The sequence below is a fragment of the Micromonospora sp. CNZ303 genome, from assembly GCF_004345505.1.
Genome location: NZ_SLVT01000031.1, coordinates 22,749 through 42,159, shown reverse-complemented (window position 1 = coordinate 42,159; position 19,411 = coordinate 22,749). Strand labels below are relative to the sequence as shown.

Below are 19,411 nucleotides of genomic sequence, written 5' to 3'. Positions count from 1 at the left end.
GGTCAGCTCCCCGCTTCCGTCGTCGCTTCACCGAGGTCGGCGAGCGCCATGCTGATCAGTGCGTCGGCGTCCATGTCGTCGATGGATCCGCTGGGTGCGGCGTCCGGCTCGGCGGCGGCGACCCGGACGCCGCCCAGTTCGAGCAGGCTGTCCATCAGGCCGGCGTCCCGGAGCCGGCTGAGGGGGATGGCGAGCAGGATGCGGCGGACCTCGTCCTCCGGCAGCCCGCCGTCGCTGCCGGTGTCGGGGACGAGCCGCTCGTACAGCAGCTCCGCGACCGCGCGGGTGTTTGGCCGGTCGAAGGTCAGGGTGGCGGGCAGCCGCAGGCCGGTCGCGGCGTTGAGCTGGTTGCGCAGTTCCAGCGCGGCGAGCGAGTCGAAGCCCAGCTCGGTGAAGGCGCGACCGGGGTCGACGGCGTCGGGGTCCCGGTGCCCGAGCACCGTCGCGACGTTCGTGCGGACCAGGCCCAGCAGCAGGTCCGCGCACTCCGGTCCGGAGAGGCCGGCCAGGCGCGCGGCGAGGCCGTCGCCGGTGGACGCCGCCCGCCGGGTCCGGGGACGGACCAGGCCGCGGTAGAGCGGACCGTCGACCACACCGAGGTCGAGCCCGATGGGTACGAGGACCGGCGCGGCGCAGGTGAGCGCGGCGTCGAAGAGGCGCAGGCCCTCGTCGACCGGCAGGGCGCGTACGCCCGCCTGGGCCAGCCGCTGCCGCTCTGCGGCGGTCAGCTCGCCCGCCATCCCCCCGTCCCACATGCCCCACGCCAGGGACTGCCCGCTCAGGCCGGCCGCCCGGCGCCGCACGACCAGCGCGTCCAGGAACGCGTTCGCGGCGGAGTACGCCGCCTGGCCCACGTTGCCGAACACGCCCGCCGCCGACGAGAACACCACGAACGCCGACAGGGGCGTCCCGGCCGTCACCTCGTGCAGGTGCCACGCCGCGTCCACCTTCGGCGCCAGCACCCGGTCGAGGCGCTCCGGCGACAACGACGCCAGCAGACCGTCGTCCACCACGCCGGCGACGTGCACGACCGCCGACAGGTCGCAGCCGGCGACCAGCTTCGCCACCGCGTCCCGGTCGGCCACGTCGCAGGCCGCCCAGCGCACCGACGCGCCCGACGCGGTCAGCTCCGCCGCCAGCTCCTCGGCGCCCGGGGCGCCCGCGCCACGGCGGGACACCAGCAGCAGGTCGCGCACCCCGTGCACGGCCACCACGTGCCGGGCCACCACCGCGCCCAACGCGCCGGACGCGCCGGAGACCAGCACCGTCCCGGCGCCGAGGTCCGTGGTGACCGGGTCGGCGGTGGCCGCCCGGGCCAGCCGGGCGGCGTGCGGGACGCCGTCGCGGACCACGAGCTGCGGCTCGTCGTCGGCCAGCACCACGTCGCCGTCGATGAGGACGACGCGGTCGGGGTGCTCGGCCTGGACCGAGCGGACGAACCCCCACACGGCGGCGCCCGCGAGGTCGGTGACGTCCTCGCCGGGCAGGGCCACCGCGCCGCGGGTACGCACGACGATGCGGGAGCCGGCGGGTTCGGCCAGCCACGACGTGAGCTCGTCGAGGACGCGGTGCAGCACGGCGCGGACGCCGGCCGGGGTGTCCGCCGGGGCGGGGCCGGGCGGGAACGTGGTCGTGTCGAGCAGCCGCACGTCCCCGTCCTGCCCTGCGGCGGCCGGCACGGGGGTCCAGGTCAGCTCGTACAGCGAGTCGTGGTGGGCCGGGCGGGCGTCGAGCGCGCCGACCGGCCGGGTCTCCAGCCGGCCCACCGACACCACGGGGGCGCCCGTGCCGTCGGTCGCGGTGATCGCCCAGCCGGAGTCGACGGGGGCGATACGGACCCGCAGGGCGGTGGCGTTCGTGGCGTGCAGCACGACCTGCTGCCACGAGAACGGGAGCACGGTGTCGCCCGTGCCGGCGGGGTCGGAAAGCAGCGGGGCGTGCAGCGCGGCGTCCAGCAGGGCGGGGTGCAGCGCGAACCGCTCGTCCGCCTCGGGGAGGGTGACCTCGGCGAACAGTTCGTCGCCGCGTTCCCAGACCGCCGTGACGCCACGGAACGCCCGCCCGTACTCGTAGCCGGAGTCGGCGAGCCGGTCGTAGGCGTCGGTCAGGTCGACCGGTCGGGCGTCGGCGGGGGGCCACTCGGTCACGGCGTCCGGCGCGGTGACCGCGTCGGCGGCGACGGTTCCGGTGGCGTGCGCCGTCCAGGTCCCGGTGTGCTCGCCGCGCGAGTGGATCTCGACGGTGCGGCGGCCCTCCTCGTCCGGCTCGCCGACGCGCAGCCGCAGTTGCACCGCGCTGTCGGTGGGCAGGACCAGCGGGGCGACCGTGGTCAGCTCCTCCAGCACCGGGCAGCCGACCGCGTCCGCGGCGTGCAGCGCGAGTTCGACGAGCGCCGCGCCGGGAACGAGCACGACGCCCGCGACGACGTGGTCGGCGAGCCACGGGTGGGTGCCGGTCGACAGCCGGCCGGTGTAGACGACGCCGTCGAAGTCGGGCAGCGCGACGGCCGCGCCGAGCAGGGGGTGCTCGGTGTCGGCGAGCCCGAGCCGGCTCGCCGCCCCGGTCGCGGCGGCGTTCTCCGCCCAGTACCGCTGGCGTTCGAAGGGGTACGTGGGCAGCTCCGTGCTCCGGGCGCCGGCGAAGAACGTGGGCCAGTCGACCGGGACGCCGCGGGTGTGGAGGGCGGCGACGGCCCTGGTGAGGGTGTGCGTCTCGGGTTGTCCCCGGCGGGTGGTGGCGATGGCGGTGGCGTCGCCGGTGGCGGCGGCCGTGGCGAGGACGGTGTCGGGGCCGATCTCGAGGAAGGTGTCGACGTGGTGGGTGGTGGTGAGGGTGGTGACGGCGTCGTGGAAGCGGACGGCCCGGCGGACCTGGTCGACCCAGTGGTCGGCGGTGGGTCGCAGTGGTTGGCCGTCGACGGTGGAGACGAGGGGGATGCGGGGTTCGTGGTGGGTGACGGACGCGGCGACGGCCCGGTAGTCGTCGAGCATGGGGTCCATCAGGTGGGAGTGGAAGGCGTGCGAGACGGTGAGGCGCTTCGTCCGGTGGCCCTGGGCGGCGAGTGCGTCGGCGGCGGCGCGGGTGGCGGTGTCGTCGCCGGAGATGACGAGGCTGGTGGCGGTGTTGACGGCGGCGATGCCGACGGTGCCGGTGAGGTGGGGGGTGACCTGTTCCTCGGTCGCCTCGACGGCGATCATGGCGCCGCCGGCGGGGAGTGCCTGCATGAGGCGGGCGCGGGCGGCGACGAGGGTGGCGGCGTCGGTGAGGTCGAGGACGCCGGCGATGTGGGCGGCGGCGAGTTCGCCGATGGAGTGCCCGGCGACGGCGTGGGGGTGGACGCCCCAGGATTCGAGGAGTCGGTGCAGGGCGACCTCGAAGGCGAACAGGGCGGGCTGGGTGTAGCCGGTCCGGTGCAGCTCGTCGGTGTCGATGACCTCGCGTAGGGGCCGGTCGAGGTGCTTGTCGAGGGCGGCGCAGGCTTCGTCGAAGGCGGTGGCGAAGACGGGGTACGCGGCGGCGAGTTCGGCGCCCATGCCCAGCCGCTGCGCACCCTGCCCGGTGAACAGGAAGGCGAGCCGCCCGCCCGTGCCGGCGGGGGTCGGCTGCACGCCGGCCTCCAGCGCGCGTACCAGCTCCGCGAGGTCGCGGCCCACCACCGCGGCGCGGTGCTCGAACGCGGTGCGCCCGACGGCCAGCGTGAACCCGACGGCCAGGGCGAACCCGGCGTCCCGGGGGTCGCGGCCCGCCACCGCGCCGGCCAGGCGCGCGGCCTGCGCCCGCACCGCCTCCGGCGTCCGTCCGGAGAGGACCCACGGGATCACCGGCGGCTCGGCCGCGGCGACCGGCTCCGGCGTCTCCGCCGGCTCGGGCTCCTCCAGCACCACGTGCGCGTTGGTGCCGCTGATGCCGAACGACGACACGGCGGCACGACGCGGGCGGTCGCCGGCGGGCCACGCCACCGGCTCGGTCAGCAGCGACACCGCCCCCGCCGACCAGTCGACCTTCGGGGACGGCTCGTCGACGTGCAGGGTGCGCGGCAGCAGCCCGTGTCGCAGCGCGCCCACCATCTTGATCAGGCCGGCGACGCCGGCCGCGGCCTGGGTGTGGCCGATGTTCGACTTGATCGAGCCCAGCCAGAGCGGCCGGTCCCGGTCCCGCCCGTAGGTGGCCAGGATCGCCTGCGCCTCGATCGGGTCGCCCAGGACGGTGCCCGTGCCGTGCGCCTCGACCACGTCGACCTGGCTCGCCGACAGCCGCGCGTTGGCCAGCGCGGCCCGGATCACCCGCTGCTGCGCCGGCCCGTTCGGGGCGGTCAGGCCGTTCGAGGCCCCGTCGGAGTTGACGGCCGTGCCCCGGACCACCGCCAGCACGCGGTGGCCGTTGCGCCGCGCGTCCGACAGCCGCTCCAGCACGAGCACGCCGACGCCCTCGGACCAGCCGGTCCCGTCGGCGGCGGCGGCGAAGGACTTGCAGCGGCCGTCCGGCGACAGCCCGCGCTGCCGGGAGAACTCGATGAACGTCTCCGGGGTCGCCATCACCGTCACGCCGCCGGCCAGCGCCAGCGTGCACTCGCCGTTGCGCAGCGCCTGCCCGGCGAGGTGCAGGGCGACCAGCGACGACGAGCACGCGGTGTCGACGGTGACCGCCGGCCCCTCCAGCCCGAACGTGTACGCCACCCGGCCCGAGGCGATCGAGCCCGTGGAGCTGTTGCCCGTGTAGTCGTGGTACATCATCCCGGCGAACACGCCGGTGGCGCTGCCCCGCAGCCCCGCCGGGTCGATGCCCGCGTTCTCCAGCGCCTCCCACGAGGTCTCCAGCAGCAGCCGCTGCTGCGGGTCCGTGGTCAACGCCTCGCGCGGGCTGATCCCGAAGAACTCGGCGTCGAAGTCCGCGGCGTCGGGCAGGAAGCCACCCTCGCGGGTGTACGACCGGCCCGGCGTGCCCGGGGTCGGGTCGTACAGCTCCCCCACGTTCCAGCCCCGGTCGGTGGGGAAGCCGCCGATCCCGTCGCGTCCGGCGGCGACCAGGTCCCACAGGTCCTCCGGCGTACGCACGCCCCCCGGATACCGGCACGCCATGCCGACGATCGCGATGGGCTCGTGCGCGGCCTCCTCCGCGTCACGCAGCTTCCGCCGCGTCTCGCGCAGCTCCGCTGTCGTCCGCCTGAGGTAGTCGAGCAGCTTTTCCTCGTTGTCGGGCATCGACGTCACTCCAAGGGCGGACCGGTGGGGGATCGTGTGCTAGAGCGGGATGCGCCCGTGCGCGCCGCGCCGCCGGACGGGGCCGGCGGCGGGCGCGGACACGGGACGGGCCCGGGTGTCCTCCGGGCGGACGACCTCGGCGACCACGCCGAGGTCGGGTGCGCGGTCGGGGCCGCCCACGACCCGCGCGTGGTCTGTGACGCTCCGCGCCACGGGTTCGCGGCGTCCGGTCCCGCCGGGCGCCGCGATCGTCGTGTGGTGGATGGCGGCGACCTCGGCGAGGGCGTCGGGCAGCGTGGCGTCGAGCAGCGTGGCGCCGCGCCGCCGTGCCGGCCGGGGCAGCGGGGCGCGGCATTCGCGCTCGGTGGCCATCGCGATCAGCTCACCCTGCGCTCGTGACCCTGCCAGAATCGCTCGCGCAGCTCGCGGCGCAGGATCTTGCCGCTGGGGTTGCGGGGCACCCGGTCGATGAACTCGTAGTGCAGGGGCTGCTTGAAGGCGGCGAGCTTGCCGCGCAGGTGCAGGGCGAGGTCGCTCTCGGTGAGCTGCTGCCCCTCCACCGGCACCACGAACGCGTGCACGGCCTCACCCCAGCGCTCGTCCGGCACGCCCACGACGGCCGACTCGGCGACCAGCGGGTGGCGTCCGATGACGTGCTCGACCTCCGCCGGGTAGACGTTCTCCCCCGCCACGATGATCATGTCCTTGATCCGGTCCCGGATGAACAGGTAGCCGTCCTCGTCCAGCACGCCCGCGTCACCGGTGACGACCCACCCGTCGACGAGCGTCTTCGCCGTGGCCTCGGGCAGGTTCCAGTACTCGACCATCGCCGCCGGCGTACGCAGCCAGACCTCGCCGATCTCGCCGGGCGGCAGCGGCTCGCCCCGGCTGTCGGCGATCTTGACCTCGAAACCCGGGTAGGGGCGCCCCGCCGCCTGCATCCGGCCGCTGTCCGGCGTGTGGTCGGCCGGGGGCAGGCAGATGGCCGTGTTGCCGGTCTCGGTCAGCCCGTAGATCTGGGCGAACTCGCAGCCGAAGCCCTCGACGCAGCGGGCCAGCAGCGCCGCCGAGATGGGCGCGCCGCCGTAGACCACCTTGCGCAGCGAGGTGAAGTCCTCCTTCGACACGCCGGGCTCCGCCAGCAGCAGCCGCAGCATCGCGGGCACCAGGCAGGCGGTGGTGACGCGCAGCGTCCTGATCAGCTCGACCGCGCCCGCCGTGGTGAACTCGCGCATCACCACGTTCGTCACGCCCGACACGAAGCCCTGCGTCGCCCACCACAGGCCGCCGATGTGGAAACCGGCCATGCCGACGAGGCTGACGTCGCCCTCGCGCCAGTCGATCCAGTCCAGCTCCGCCGAGGCGAGTGCCTGGCGTACCGCGAAGAAGCTGCGGTGCGCGAGGACGACGCCCTTCGGCAGGCCCGTCGTGCCGCTGGTGTACATCTGCACCAGCGGCGTGTCGGGGGTGACCCTGGCCAGCACGTTCGCGTCCGGCTGCGTCGACACCCAGGCGGTGAAGCCGGCTCCGGCGGCACCCGGCTCGTCGAGCCCGACCACCCCGGTCAGCGTCGGCAGTTCCGCCGCCAGCTTCTCGGCGACGGCGGCCGAGTCCGAGTCGACGAAGAGCAGGGCGGCGCCCGAGTCGCGCAGGATGTGCTCGACCTCGCCGGCGGCCAACCGCCAGTTGATCGGCACCAGCACCACGCCCGTCTTCGCGGCGCCGAAGAGCAGCTCGTAGTAGTGCTCGGACTCCCTGCCCAGATAGGCGATGCGGTCCCCGGGGCGCAGGCCCGCCGCCTGGAGGGCGCGCGCGACCTGGTTGCTGACGCGGTGCAGGGTGGCGTAGTCGACGCGCCGGCCCTCGCAGACCATGGCGACGACGTCCGGCTGCTGGACGGCGTGCCTGCGCACCACGTCGACGAGGGTGCGCAACTGAACAGTCACCGGGGTCCTCCTCAGGGGACGTACGGGTGGGGGCGGCTCACGCCGCGTCGGCCTGGAAACGCATGCCGGGCGGGTTGACCAGCGCCATCCGTACCTCGCCGTCGGCGACGCCACCCTGGGTGTCCCAGAAGCGCCAGGGCATGTCGATGATCTGGACCGGCTTGCTGCGGTTGCGCTCGCTGAACTCGGCGAAGGAGACCTCGCCGTGGAACGACGACGAGTCGATCGGCCGGCGGAACCTGCTGGTGAAGTTCGCGATGAGCATGTCCGGCAGCTGCTTGGCCCAGTAGTCCTCCATCGTCCAGGCGGCCAGCGCTGGCACCGTCCGCTCCTGGACGCACTTGGCGATCAGGTAGTACATGAGCTGGTTGAAGCAGATGTTCACCTCGACCGAGTTGAGGTGACCGGTGTCGTCGATGTAGCACGGGTACGGGATGGCGAACTCGCCCTCCGCGCTCGCCAGCCCGTTGGCGACGGTGACCGTCGCGGACTTGAGGTACTGGGTCTTCGGCCTCGCGTACGGGCGCAGCACGTCCGAAAGCAGTCCCGGGTCGTTGGCAAATGTCGCACGCCCGATAGGCGCACTGTTCTTCACCGGCGATGTGGTCATTGCTATTCCTCCTTTGCGCACGAGTGCGAAATTGAAGGTAATCGCGGCCGGCCCATCAGCCGGTAACAGCGGAAGAACTCAGCCGACGCCCGTGGCGGACCCGGCCGACGAGCCGGTCCAGCAGCATGTCGGAGGTGAGCGACAGGTCCGCCAGCAGCGGGTCGGTCGACAGCAGCGCCAGGTGCAGCGCCTGGATCCGCTCCGAGGGCTCGATGCCGAGTTCGTTCATCATCCGCCGCCGGAACCGCAGGTAGACCTCCAGCGCCGCCGGCGTGCGGCCCGACCGGTGCAGCGCGAGCATCAGCATCGTGTGCGCCGACTCGTGCAGCGGGTGCTCCACGACCAGCGACGCGAGCTCGGAGGTCGCCTCCCGGTGCCGGCCCAGGCAGAGGTCGGCGTCGATCCTGGTGGTGTACGCGTAGAACCGCCGCTCCTCGAGCCGCGCGGCCTGGGCGCGCAACTGCGGGCCCCACTGGCCCTGGTGCACGACGTTGCCGCGCCAGAGCGCCAGCGACCGGCGCAGGTGCGCGCCCGCCTGTTCGTAGTCGCCCGCGTGCATCGCCGCGGTGCCCGCCGTGACCAGCTCGTCGAACTCGACGATGTCGAGCTGCTTCGGGTCCGCCCGCAGCGTATAGCCACCGGAGCAGGTGAGCAGGACGTCGCGTGCGATGTCCTCGACGGAGCCGCCGAGCACGCCGCGGAAGAGCTTGCGCACCTTGAACATGTACGTCTGGAGGGTGGCGTGGGCGGTGCGGGGCGCCCCCGTGCTCCACAGCTCCCGGACGAGCACCGACGCGCCGACCGGCTGGTTCACGTTGAACAGCAACGCGGACAGGACCAGCCGCAGCTTCGGTGCACTCGGTGCGATGTCGACCCCGTCGTGCCGGATGACGAGCGGGCCGAGCAGTTCGAACCGCAGTCCGGCGAGCGGGTTCCCCGCCGGGTGCCGCGGCGGCACGACCGGCGGCGGCTCGGGGCGCCGGACTTCCGTCGCGGGTTCGGCCGCCGACTCCAGCAACGCGGCGAGGAGCGTCAGTTTCTCCTCGTGCGACATCGATCCCAGTTCCGCAAACTTGGTAATCATTTCGCCGACCTCGCTATCAGTCGGATCCACCGCACTTTCCACCGCCGACGATCGTGTCGGCGTACTGGTTCCGTGACGGGAGCGACGATTCCGACCAGGGGGAGTCAGGACAGGCTTCCACGCTATTCCAAGCGAAGGTCGAGCCGATAGTGACCGCGTCATGGACGGGCATGACCAAACGAGGGAGCAGCATGTGAGCGCGGCACTTGCCCGCAGCCTGCGCTGCCGCAAGGCTGGGCTGGAGGCACGCTGGAGTGTCGCTGGAGCGGCACTGGTCGAGCAGGGAGCAGCCATGTCGGGTGGGAATGCACAGCTGCGCGTCGGGTTCAAGCGGCACCTGCGGGCCCACGTGGTACGCGGTGACGCGGTCTACCTGCTCTCCGAGCGCGGAGCGACCTCGGTCAGCGGGGCACACGTCGAGGCCCTGGCCCCGCTGCTCGACGGCACCCGTGACCTGACGGAACTCGTCCGGGACAGTCCGGCCGGGATGTCGCCCGCCGAGATCGGCACGGTGGTCCGGCGGCTCGTCGACGCCGGCCTGGTGACGCTGCGACCGGCGCGGGAGGCGGAGGCCGACGAGCCCGCGCTCGCGTACTGGGAGTCGGCGGGTCTGGACCCCACCGCCGCCGTACGGGCCACGGCCGCCGCCCGGGTCGACCTCGTCCGCGTCGGCGGCCGTGCGGAGGATGCCGCGGCGGCGACGGACGCGCTGCGCGCGGCCGGGTTGACGGTGACGCCGGTGTCCGGGAACTTTTCGGCCCCGCCCGCCGACTTATCGATTGTGCTCTGTGAGGACTACCTCGACGAGGGGTTGGCCGCCGTCGACGCCGCGCATCGCGCGGCAGGCCGGCCCTGGCTCCTCGCGAAGCCGGGCGGCGCACAGGTGTGGGTGGGGCCCGTGTTCGACCCCGCCGCCGCGACCGGGTGCTGGCACTGCCTGGGGCACCGGCTGCGCGGCCACCGCCAGGCCGAGACGCGCCTGCGCGCCGTCGTCGGCTCCGGCACGGCGATCGGCACCCCGCCGGTGTCGCTGCCCCCGCTCGGCGCCGCCGCCCTGCACCTGGTGGCGTTGGAGGCCGCGAAGTGGACGGCCGGGCTCCGGCACGACGGGCAGCGCGCGGTGTGGACGTTGGACAGCGTCACGCTGCGCGGCGCCCACCACGAGGTGCGCGCCCGGCCGCAGTGCCCCGAGTGCGGCGACCCCGGCATCGAGCGGGAGCGGGCGTTCCGCCCCGTGCCGCTGCGCAGCCGGCCGAAGGCGTCCCGCAGCGGCGGCAGCCACCGCGCCCTGCCGCCGGAGCGGGTGCTGCGCGACTACGGGCACCTGGTGAGCCCGGTCAGCGGCGTGGTCAAGGAGATCACCCGCGACGGGCGGGGCCCGGCCTTCTTCAACTCGTTCCGCTCCGGCCCGAATCTCGCGATGACCACCCGCCGGAACGCCGAGCAGATGCGTTTCGCGCTGCGGGCCGAGAACGGCGGCAAGGGCGTGACCCCCGTGCACGCCGAGGTGAGCGCGCTGTGCGAGGCCATCGAGCGACACAGCGCGTACTTCCACGGTGACGAGGCCCGGGTCACCGGCAGCTACACCGAGCTGGCCGACAGCGCCGTCCACCCCGACGACTGCCTGCTGTTCGACGAGCGGCAGTACGCCGACCGCGACCGCTGGAACGCCACCTGCTCGCCGTTCCAGTACGTGTGCGCGCCGTTCGACGACGCGGCCGTGACGAGCTGGACCCCGGTGTGGTCGCTCACCGAGCAGCGGCACCGCCTGCTGCCCACCTCGATGCTCTACTTCAACGTGCCGGAGCAGCACGGCGGCATGTCGCTGTGCGCGGACTCCAACGGCAACGCCGCCGGCAGCAGCCTGGAGGACGCGCTGCTCCAGGGCCTGCTGGAGGTGGTGGAACGCGACGCCGTGGCCCTCTGGTGGTACAACCGCACCCAGGCCCCCGCCGTCGACCTGGACAGCTTCCGCGACCGCTGGATCGACGAGCTGCGCGAGGTCTACGCGGGCCTGCACCGCGAGGTGTGGGTGCTGGACGTGTCGTCGGACGTCGGGATCCCCACCATGGCCGCGCTGTCCCGGCGCACCGACAAGCGGTGCGAGGACATCATGTTCGGCTTCGGCACCCACCCCGACCCGCGGGCGGCGCTGGTCCGCGCGCTCACCGAGATGAACCAGTTGATGCCGACCGTGGCGGAGGTCGGCGGCGACGACGACGGCGGGTACGGCTGGTCCGATCCGGACGCCGTACGGTGGTGGCGCACCGCCACCTGGGCCGGGGACGCCTACCTGCGGCCCGATCCGGCGGTGCCGGCGCGCCGGCTCGCCGACTACCGCCACACCCCGACGGACGACCTGCTGGCCGACGTCCGCTCGGTGCAGCACAGGTTGGAGGCGCTGGGACTCGACGTGCTCGTGCTCGACCAGACCCGCCCGGACGTCGGGCTCCCCGTGGTGAAGGCCATCGTGCCGGGGATGCGCGGCTTCTGGGCGAGGTTCGCGCCGGGCAGACTGTTCGACGTCCCGGTGCAGCTCGGCAGGCTCGACCGCCCCACGGAGTACGAGAACCTCAACCCGATACCACTTTTCGTGTAGAGCGGGGTGCACGTGGCCCCAGCCACGCCCGTCGAGGAGCCAGGTTGCCATCCGACGCCGACACGTCCCGCCCCGGACCGAGCCTGTCGCTGTGGTCCTTCCGGGACGACGTGACCATCGAGACGGCTGAGGACGGCAGTCTGACCATCCTCACCCGCTGGGGCGACGTCCCGGTGGGCCGCCCCGCGCCCGCCGTCGAGGAGGTCCTGCACCGCATGACCTACGGACCGGTCGCGCTCGGCAACGTCGCCGGGCTGGACGGGCGCGCCCTCCGGTCGGTCCTCGACCGGCTGCCCGGCCGGATAGTCCGCTCGCTCGGCTCGCGGGACTCGCCGGTGCCACTGCTGTCCGTCCAGCCGGTGTCCCCGCTGGGGGTCTTCGAGCTGCCGGAGGTGGCCGAGGACCAGCCCGTCAGGCTGTCCCGTTTCGCGTTCGCCCACCAGCGGGACGGCGAACTGGTGCTCGAGTCCCCGTTGTCGCACCACCGGGTGGTGCTGCACAGGCCGCAGGTGTCGCTGGTGCTCGGCGCGCTCCCCCGCGCGACCACCGTCGTCGAGGTGGCGCGGCGGGTCGGCCTGGCGCTGCCCGGGGTGGCCGACGTCGTCGCCTACCTGGTCGGCGCGGGCATGGTCGTCGTCGGTGCGGCCGGCACGTCGCGGTTCCACGAGGACTCCGACCCCACGCTGGCCATGTGGTCGCCGTACGACCTGCTGTTCCACTCGCGCAGCAGGCTCGGCACGCACGACGACCCCGCCGGCGCGACGTTCCGTCACGTCGCGACCCTGCCGCCCCCGGCCGCCGTCAAGCCGGCGCCCGCCGGGCCGCGGATCCCGATGTACCGGCCGCCCGTCTCGGTGCCGCACGGGATGACGCTGACCGAGGCCGTCGACCGGCGCCGGTCGACCCGCACGTTCGCCGAGGCGGCGCCGTCGACCCGCGAACTCGGGGAACTGCTGTTCCACGCGGCGCGGGTCCGGATGCAGACGGTGGCCACGGCTCCCGACAACGTGCGGTACACGGTGACGCGACGGCCGTATCCCAGCGCGGGTTCGCTGTACGAGCTGGAGTTGTACCTGACGGTGGACCGCTGCCCGGACCTGCGGCGCGGGATCTACCACTACAGCCCGGTCGAGCACGCGCTGACCCTCGTCAACGCCAGTCCGGCGGACATCGACGAGATGCTCGACAACGCCCGGGTGTCCGTCGGGGACCGCCGGCCCCCGCCGGTGCTGATCACCATGACCGCGCGGGTGGGCAGGCTCTCCTGGGTGTACGACAGCATCTCCTACGCCACCACCCTGAAGCACGTCGGCATGCTCCAGCAGACGCTCTGCCTCGTCGCCACGATGCTCGGGCTCGCCACGTGCGCCCTGACCATGGGCGACGCCAGGGTCTCCGCGTCGGCGTTCGGGCTCGACTGGCCGGCGGAAATCGGGGTGGGCGAATTCGCCATCGGACTACCCGAAAACGACATGTCCTGTAACGACGAGTACCTGGGCGTGCACGGAATGTGAATGGGTCGACCGACCGTCGACAAATGGCGCGGCGACCCTTCGCAGGCGGGCGCGAAAACAGCATTCATGATGCGGGCGGGCGCGTGATAGAACGGGGTTAATTGCGCCGGCCCGACAGGGGATGCCAAGTTGATCAAGGTGTTGTTGGCCGAGGACATGCACATGGTCCGCGATGCGCTGGTCGCGTTGCTCAACCTGGAGCCGGACATCGAGGTCGTCGCCGCGGTCGCCTCGGGCACCGAGATCCTCCCCATGGCGCGGCGGTTCCGGCCCGACGTCGCCGTGATCGACATCGACCTGCCGGGCAAGGACGGGCTCTCCGCCATCGCCGACATCCAGGCCCACCTGCCGGAGATCCGCACCCTGGTCCTGACCGCGCTCGGCCGACCGGGCACCCTGCGCCGGGCGTTGTCCGCGAAGGCGACCGGCTTCCTGCTGAAGGACGCCCCGACCGAGCAGCTGGTGGACGCCATCCGCAGCGTCGCCGCGGGCCGCCGGGTCGTCGACAGCCAGCTCGCGATGTCCGCCTGGGACAGCGCCGAGTGCCCCCTCACGGCGCGCGAGACCGAAGTCCTCCGCCTCACGGCGGAGGGACTCCAGGCCGTCGACATCGCGGCGCAGATGTTCCTGTCAGTCGGCACCGTCCGCAACTACCTGACCACGATCGTCAACAAGCTCTCCGCGCGCAACCGCGTCGACGCCATCCGGGTCGCCCGGGAGGCCGGCTGGTTGTGACCGGGACGCCCCGTGGCGCTCCAGCCGCAGGGGCACCCGGGCGCAGAGCCGGAACTGGTCCGGCTGCTGGTCGACCGTCAGCGAGCCGCCGATCTCCTCGGCGCGTACGCACAGGTTGCGCAGCCCGTTCCGGCCGCTGCCCGGGTCCCTGGGCGGCCCGACGGCCAGGTCGTCGTTCACGATCTCGATCCAGGCGTCGTCCTGCGTCTGCCGGATGGTGATGTCGCAGCGCTTGGCCTTGCTGTGCCGCAGGATGTTGGTCACCCCCTCCCGCAGCACGGTGGCGAGCACCGTGCTCACCTGGACCGGCAGGTCCAGGTGGTCGCTGTCCAGCCGCACCTGGATGTCCGCGGCGGACAGCACGGACACGGCGGACCGGCACTCCTCCTCCAGCGACAGTTCGCGGTAGCCACTGGCGACGGTCCGCGCGTCGGAGAGCGCGACCCGCGATATCTCCAGGATCTCCAGCAGCTGGTCGCTCGCCTCCTGTGGTGACTTCTCCATCAGCCGGTGCACCAGCTCGATCTTGAGCGAGATGGCGGACAGGCTGTAGCCGAGCAGGTCGTGCAGGTCGCGGGCGAACCGCAGCCGCTCCCGCAGCACCGCCATGCGCGCGATCTCCGCACGGCTCTCCTGCACCTCGACGACGAGGGCGGTCAGCCGGGACAACCCGTACACGACGAGCCCCGTCGTGACGGTGGAGATCGCGGTGTAGAGCATGTCGATCGGCGCGCGGGTGAAGATCCACTGTGCGACGGCCATCGAGGCGACGATGAGGACGAAGGTCACCCACGCCGTGACCGCCCGCAGCACGAGCAGCACGCTGCCGGCCAGGAAGCCCGGCATGCCGACCCACGCCTGCCCGAAGGTCAGGATCGGCAGGTAGACCAGCGCGGCCTGGGTGGCGAGGACGCCGTAGCCCAGCGGCGTGCGCAGGCGTCCGTGGTCGCGGCCGTACCACAGCAACTGCATCGCCATCAGGACGGCGATGCACGTGAACGACAGCGCGATGGCCACCGGACCGACCGGCAGGAACATGACGTGGAGAAAACCGATGAGACTGATGCTTGCGAAGACGGCGGTGACGACGCCCATCGCGAGACGGGGCGCCGGTAGCGGCGCGGCCCCTCGCGATGATGAGCGCCCTGGTGTGACGGAGAGGTTCACGGCAGCAGCGCTCTCGTTTGCTCTAGCGCAGCCGGCGTACGCCCAGAGGCCAACTGGCCCCGTACCCGGTGTGGCCGGCCCCCCGCCAGCCGCGATGCCCGGTGACGGGCGTCGATCCAACAACCACGACACGCTCCCCAGTGATCGACCCGAGGGCGGGAATGCCTCGTCGACCCCGCGCAACAACCCGGTGCGGCCGATCGAACGCCGACAGGCGTCGCACCCCACAGAGTTGTTACGCAACGCAAACGTTTTTGACGGATTCCCGGCCCCGAATTGCGATGTGCCCTTACGGACACCTTCCCCCTTGAGGGTCGACCTTTCCACAAAAAAATGACGGCCGTCAAGCCGTCCATCCCTGGCCGCCGTAGCGCGAAAGGGTCCTAATCGATGCTAGGGAACATTTGCCACCGTCACGTCATATCCTCTAGTAGGGACATTTGACGCGTTGGCCGCCGCGCGGCGGCGAGGGCCTACCGGGGCAGCGCCGGACGCCGCTGAGGGGCCGGTGCCAGGACCGACACGAGGTCGCGGCGGGCCCGCGCGACGCGGGAGCGGATCGTGCCGACGGGGCAGCCGCACAGTGCGGCCGCCTCCGCGTAGCCGAGGCCGACGACCTGGGTGAGCACGAACGCGTCACGGCGGGCCGCGGGCAGCGTGCGTACCGCGAGGTTGAGCGCGACCGTGTCGTCCGGGCCGGGCAGCTGGTGGGCCGCGGAACGCTCCGCGGTGGCCTGCCAGTCCTGGTCGGACACGACCCGGGGCCGGCTCGCGGCGGCGCGGAAGTGGTCGGCGGCCACGTGCCGCGCGATGGCCAGCAGCCAGGACCGTGCGTGGTGGCGCCCGGTGAACAGGTGCGCGCTGCCCAGCGCGCGGACGAACGTCTCCTGCGTCAGGTCCTCGGCGTCGGCGTGCCCCACCAGATAGACCAGGAATCGCCAGACATCACGCTGCGTGTTGCGGACGAGAGGATCCGCCGCGGAACGGTCGCCGCGCCCGACGGCCAGGGCCAGAGCCGTGACCGCGCTTTCTTCCAGTGGCTCCGACATGAATTCACGGTAGCCGTGCGGGATGCGGAGAAGAACGGATTCCAGTGGCAGTCCAGTCGGCCTCATCGCCGGGAACCAGAATTCGATGGAACCGTTCGGGCAGCGTGCCGGGCGTCCCGGGGACCGCGCGGCGCACGGGCGCGCGCCCGACGACGGCCGCCCGCCCGGGGCGCGCCGCCCGCCCGACGGGACGCCGCCCGGCCGGGTCCGGCCGGGCGGCGGGCACGTCCGCCGCACCCGGCTCAGCCCGTCCTGGCCAGCGGCCGGGCGCCGTACGTGACGCGGACGACCCCGTCGTCGTGACGTTCCGTCTCGGCAGTGACCCCGAAGACCCCGGACAGCACCTGGGGCGTGAGCGCCTCCAGCACCGGCCCCGACGCGACCACCTCCCCGCGGTCCAGCACGACGAGGCGGTCGCAGCTGCGCACCGCGAGGTCCAGATCGTGCAGCACCGCCAGCGTGGTGACGGCCAGCGTGTGCACCAGTTCCAACAGCTCGAACCGGGCCCGGATGTCCAGGTGGTTGGTCGGCTCGTCGAGCACCAGGAGCTGCGGCTGCTGGGCCAGCGCCCGGGCGAGCAGCACCCGCTGCCGCTCACCGCCGGACAGCGAGCCGTAGATCCGCTCCGCGTGCCCCAGCATGCCGGTACGCTCCAGCGCGTCGACGACGATGTCGTTGTCGTCGGCCGTCTCGCGGTCGAACACCCCCTTGTGCGGGGTCCGGCCCAGCGCGGCGACCTCGCGCACGGTCAGGCCCGGCGGGGTGGGGCTGTTCTGCAACACGGCGGCGGTCCGCCGCGCGGCCGCCCGCGCCGACAGCGACCAGACGTCCTCGTCGCCGAGCAGCACCTGCCCGCCGGCGGGCCGGACCGACCGGTAGATGGTCCGCAGGAGCGTGGACTTGCCGCTGCCGTTGGGGCCGATCAGGCCGACGACCTCGCCGGGCGCCACCTCCATGCTGACGTCGCGGAGGATCGGCGTACCACCGATGGAGACGCACACCTGCTGCACCTGAAGCTTCATCGAAAACCTCCGTGGAAACCCCCGGCTTCAGCCGTGGGGAGGAAACGGAACTCCTGCGGAGCAGGACAGGAAAGGCCGATCCGCGGCCAAGGAGGATGGGCGTCCACCCGCATGTCAACGCAAGGCTTACTGGCTATCTTGCTAGGCTGTGAGCCATGGCCAGGGCTGTGAAGCGGGCATTCAAGTACCGCTTCTACCCGAGCTCCGAGCAGGCTTGCGAGCTTGCCCGCACGTTCGGCTGTGTCCGGCTGGTCTACAACATGGCATTGCAGGCACGCACCGAGGCGTGGACGCTGCGCCAGGAACGGGTCAACTACAACACCACGTCGGCGATGTTGACCGCGTGGAAGAAAACCGACGACCTGGCGTTCCTCAACGAGGTGTCGTCCGTGCCGTTGCAGCAGACCCTGCGGCACCTGCAAGTCGCGTTCACGAACTTCTTCGCCAAGCGCGCCCGGTACCCGAGCTTCAAGAGTAAGAAGAAGTCGCGCCGGTCGTTGGAGTACACCACCAGCGGGTTCCGCTACCGCGACGGCCAGTTGACGCTGGCGAAGATGGCCGAGCCGCTGGATATCGTGTGGTCCCGGCCGCTTCCCGAGGGCGCGGCGCCGTCCACGGTGACCGTGTCGCAGGACGCGGCCGGTCGCTGGTTCGTGTCGCTGCTGTGCGACGACCGGATCATCGAGCAGGCTCCGGCGCCGAGCCCGGCCGTCGGGGTCGATGCCGGCCTGGACAGCCTGCTCACGCTGTCCACCGGCGAGAAAGTCGTCAACCCGAAGCACGAACGCCGCGACCGGGCCGCGCTCGCCCGCGCCCAACGGAACCTGTCCAAGAAGGAGAAGGGCTCCGCGAACCGGGCCAAGGCCCGACTCAAGGTCGCCCGCGTGCACGCCCGGATCACCGACCGCAGGCGGGACCATCTGCACAAGTTGACCACTCGACTCGTTCGTGAGAACCAAACGATCGTCGTCGAGGACCTGACCGTGCGCAACATGGTCACAAACCACAGCCTGGCTCGCGCCATCAGCGACGCGGCCTGGCGGCAGTTCCGCACCCTGCTCGAATACAAGGCCGACTGGCACGACCGCAACCTCGTTGTCGTGGACCGCTGGTTCCCGTCGTCCAAACTGTGCTCGGCGTGCGGTGCGCTCGCGCAGCGGATGCCGCTGAACATGCGGTCGTGGACCTGCCGATGCGGGCAGACCCACGACCGCGACGTCAACGCGGCCCGCAACATCCTCGCGGAGGGGCTCTCCGTGATTGCCTGTGGAGGCGGTGTAAGACCCCAACGGACGAACGTCCGGACGGGGCGGCCGTCGGTGAAGCAGGAAACCCAGCGGGCGACCGCTGAAATCCCCCGCCTCTAGACGTGGGTAGGAAGTCAAGAGTGGGACAGGCTCCTATCCCGGCGCATCAGCCAGATGAAGAACGGTGCGCCGAAGAGGGCGGTCAGGATGTTGAGGGGCAACTCGTTCGGCGGATCGACCGTCCGGCACAGCAGGTCGACGATCACGAGGTAGACCGCGCCGACGAGGGCCGCGAGGGGCAGCACCCGGCGGTGGTCCACGCCGAACGCGAGCCGCACCAGGTGGGGCACCATCAGCCCGACGAAGCCGATGCCGCCGGCCACGGCGATGAGCACGCCCGCGAGCAGCGACGTCAGGACGATCGACACGATCCGCAGCCGCTTGACGTCGATCCCGAGGGCGGTCGCCGACTCGTCGCCGGTGACGAGCGCGTTGAACTGCCGGGCGTACAGGGTCAGCAGCACGGTCACCGCGAGGACGACCACGCCCGCGACCTGGAGCTGCTCCCAGCGGGCTCCCGCGACGCTGCCGAGCAGCCAGAACATGATCTGACGCATGTTGTTGGGCGTCGTCTGCAACTGGAGCAGGCTCGTGATCGAGGTGAACACGTAGCTGATCGCGACGCCCGCGAGCACGAGCCGGACCGGATTGAGCCGGCCGTGCTGCTGCCCGAGGGTGAAGACCAGCGCCACCGCCAGCATCGCGCCGACGAACGCCGCGCCCGACACCCCGAGCCCGCCGGCCGCGCCGGCACCCAGCGCCATCACGGTGACGGCGCCGACCGAGCCGCCCGCCGACACCCCGAGGATGAAGGGGTCGGCGAGCGGGTTGGCCACGAGGGCCTGCAACACGACGCCCGCGACCGCGAGCCCGGCGCCGCACAGCGCGGCCAGCAGCACCCGTGGGATCCGGAAGGTCCAGACGATCTGGTCGTGGGCCGGGTCCACGGCGGGGGTCGCCCCGGTCAGGTGCGCCCAGACGATCCGGCCGGTGTCGCCGATGGAGACCGGCACCGAGCCGACGGCCGCCGCGACGAGGATCAGGACGACCAGCAGTACGCCGAGCACGAGCAGGCACAGCGGCAGGGGCGCGCCGTGCAGGGGGGCCGGCCGGGTGGTGTGGCGCTTCGGCGCGGCCGAGACCCGGCTGTTCGTGGAACGCGACAAGGTGGTCATGG

At 72.6% G+C, this 19,411-nt stretch carries 12 protein-coding genes and 1 pseudogene; 4 read left to right on the top strand and 9 right to left on the bottom strand.

The genetic code is table 11. From position 1 onward, the window contains the following. Nucleotides 1–2: 2 nt before the first annotated feature. The 5 genes and pseudogenes from EV374_RS30935 to EV374_RS30915 all read right to left on the bottom strand — a co-directional run. Nucleotides 3–5,189 (bottom strand): annotated as a pseudogene (locus EV374_RS30935) (SDR family NAD(P)-dependent oxidoreductase); the annotation flags it as partial. 51 nt (nucleotides 5,190–5,240) lie between these two features. Further along, a complete protein-coding gene (locus EV374_RS30930; protein ID WP_132240699.1) occupies nucleotides 5,241–5,573 on the bottom strand; it encodes a hypothetical protein in 333 nt (110 codons plus the stop codon). 5 nt (nucleotides 5,574–5,578) lie between these two features. Further along, entirely contained in the window at nucleotides 5,579–7,147 is a 1,569-nt protein-coding gene (locus tag EV374_RS30925; protein WP_207914682.1) for a fatty acid--CoA ligase, read from the bottom strand. 37 nt (nucleotides 7,148–7,184) lie between these two features. Then, nucleotides 7,185–7,757, bottom strand: a complete 573-nt coding sequence (locus tag EV374_RS30920) for an FcoT family thioesterase (protein ID WP_132240698.1) — start codon at nucleotides 7,755–7,757, stop codon at nucleotides 7,185–7,187. A 55-nt stretch (nucleotides 7,758–7,812) separates the two neighbouring features. Continuing rightward, complete coding sequence (locus EV374_RS30915; protein ID WP_165947957.1) at nucleotides 7,813–8,841, bottom strand: AfsR/SARP family transcriptional regulator; 1,029 nt, start codon at nucleotides 8,839–8,841, stop codon at nucleotides 7,813–7,815. A 193-nt stretch (nucleotides 8,842–9,034) separates the two neighbouring features. Here EV374_RS30915 and EV374_RS30910 point away from each other — a divergent pair, with 193 nt between their 5' ends. From EV374_RS30910 to EV374_RS30900, 3 genes are all read left to right on the top strand, one after another. Further along, nucleotides 9,035–11,440, top strand: coding sequence for a TOMM precursor leader peptide-binding protein (locus EV374_RS30910; RefSeq protein ID WP_207914681.1), 2,406 nt, complete (start codon nucleotides 9,035–9,037; stop codon nucleotides 11,438–11,440). A gap of 44 nt (nucleotides 11,441–11,484) precedes the next feature. After that, entirely contained in the window at nucleotides 11,485–12,954 is a 1,470-nt protein-coding gene (locus tag EV374_RS30905) for a SagB family peptide dehydrogenase (RefSeq protein WP_132240695.1), read from the top strand. Between the two features lie 138 nt (nucleotides 12,955–13,092). Continuing rightward, nucleotides 13,093–13,689 carry a response regulator transcription factor gene (locus tag EV374_RS30900; RefSeq protein WP_425858299.1) on the top strand — a complete coding sequence of 199 codons (597 nt, stop codon included), beginning with the start codon at nucleotides 13,093–13,095 and terminating at the stop codon, nucleotides 13,687–13,689. On the opposite strand, the gene EV374_RS30895 is transcribed toward EV374_RS30900, so the two are convergent. The 3 genes from EV374_RS30895 to EV374_RS30885 form a co-directional block, all read right to left on the bottom strand. Next, the gene (locus EV374_RS30895; protein ID WP_132240693.1) at nucleotides 13,585–14,784 is read right to left on the bottom strand and encodes a histidine kinase; all 1,200 of its coding nucleotides are present in this window, start codon (nucleotides 14,782–14,784) and stop codon (nucleotides 13,585–13,587) included. The genes EV374_RS30900 and EV374_RS30895 overlap by 105 nt on opposite strands. Before the next feature lie 545 nt (nucleotides 14,785–15,329). Beyond that, entirely contained in the window at nucleotides 15,330–15,905 is a 576-nt protein-coding gene (locus EV374_RS30890; protein ID WP_132240692.1) for a sigma-70 family RNA polymerase sigma factor, read from the bottom strand. Between the two features lie 242 nt (nucleotides 15,906–16,147). Then, complete coding sequence (locus EV374_RS30885; RefSeq protein WP_132240691.1) at nucleotides 16,148–16,927, bottom strand: ABC transporter ATP-binding protein; 780 nt, start codon at nucleotides 16,925–16,927, stop codon at nucleotides 16,148–16,150. Between the two features lie 155 nt (nucleotides 16,928–17,082). Here EV374_RS30885 and EV374_RS30880 point away from each other — a divergent pair, with 155 nt between their 5' ends. After that, nucleotides 17,083–18,294 carry an RNA-guided endonuclease InsQ/TnpB family protein gene (locus EV374_RS30880; RefSeq protein ID WP_132240690.1) on the top strand — a complete coding sequence of 404 codons (1,212 nt, stop codon included), beginning with the start codon at nucleotides 17,083–17,085 and terminating at the stop codon, nucleotides 18,292–18,294. A 14-nt stretch (nucleotides 18,295–18,308) separates the two neighbouring features. Here EV374_RS30880 and EV374_RS30875 read toward each other — a convergent pair whose 3' ends face one another. Next, nucleotides 18,309–19,409 carry an iron ABC transporter permease gene (locus EV374_RS30875; protein ID WP_132240689.1) on the bottom strand — a complete coding sequence of 367 codons (1,101 nt, stop codon included), beginning with the start codon at nucleotides 19,407–19,409 and terminating at the stop codon, nucleotides 18,309–18,311. Nucleotides 19,410–19,411: the final 2 nt, after the last annotated feature.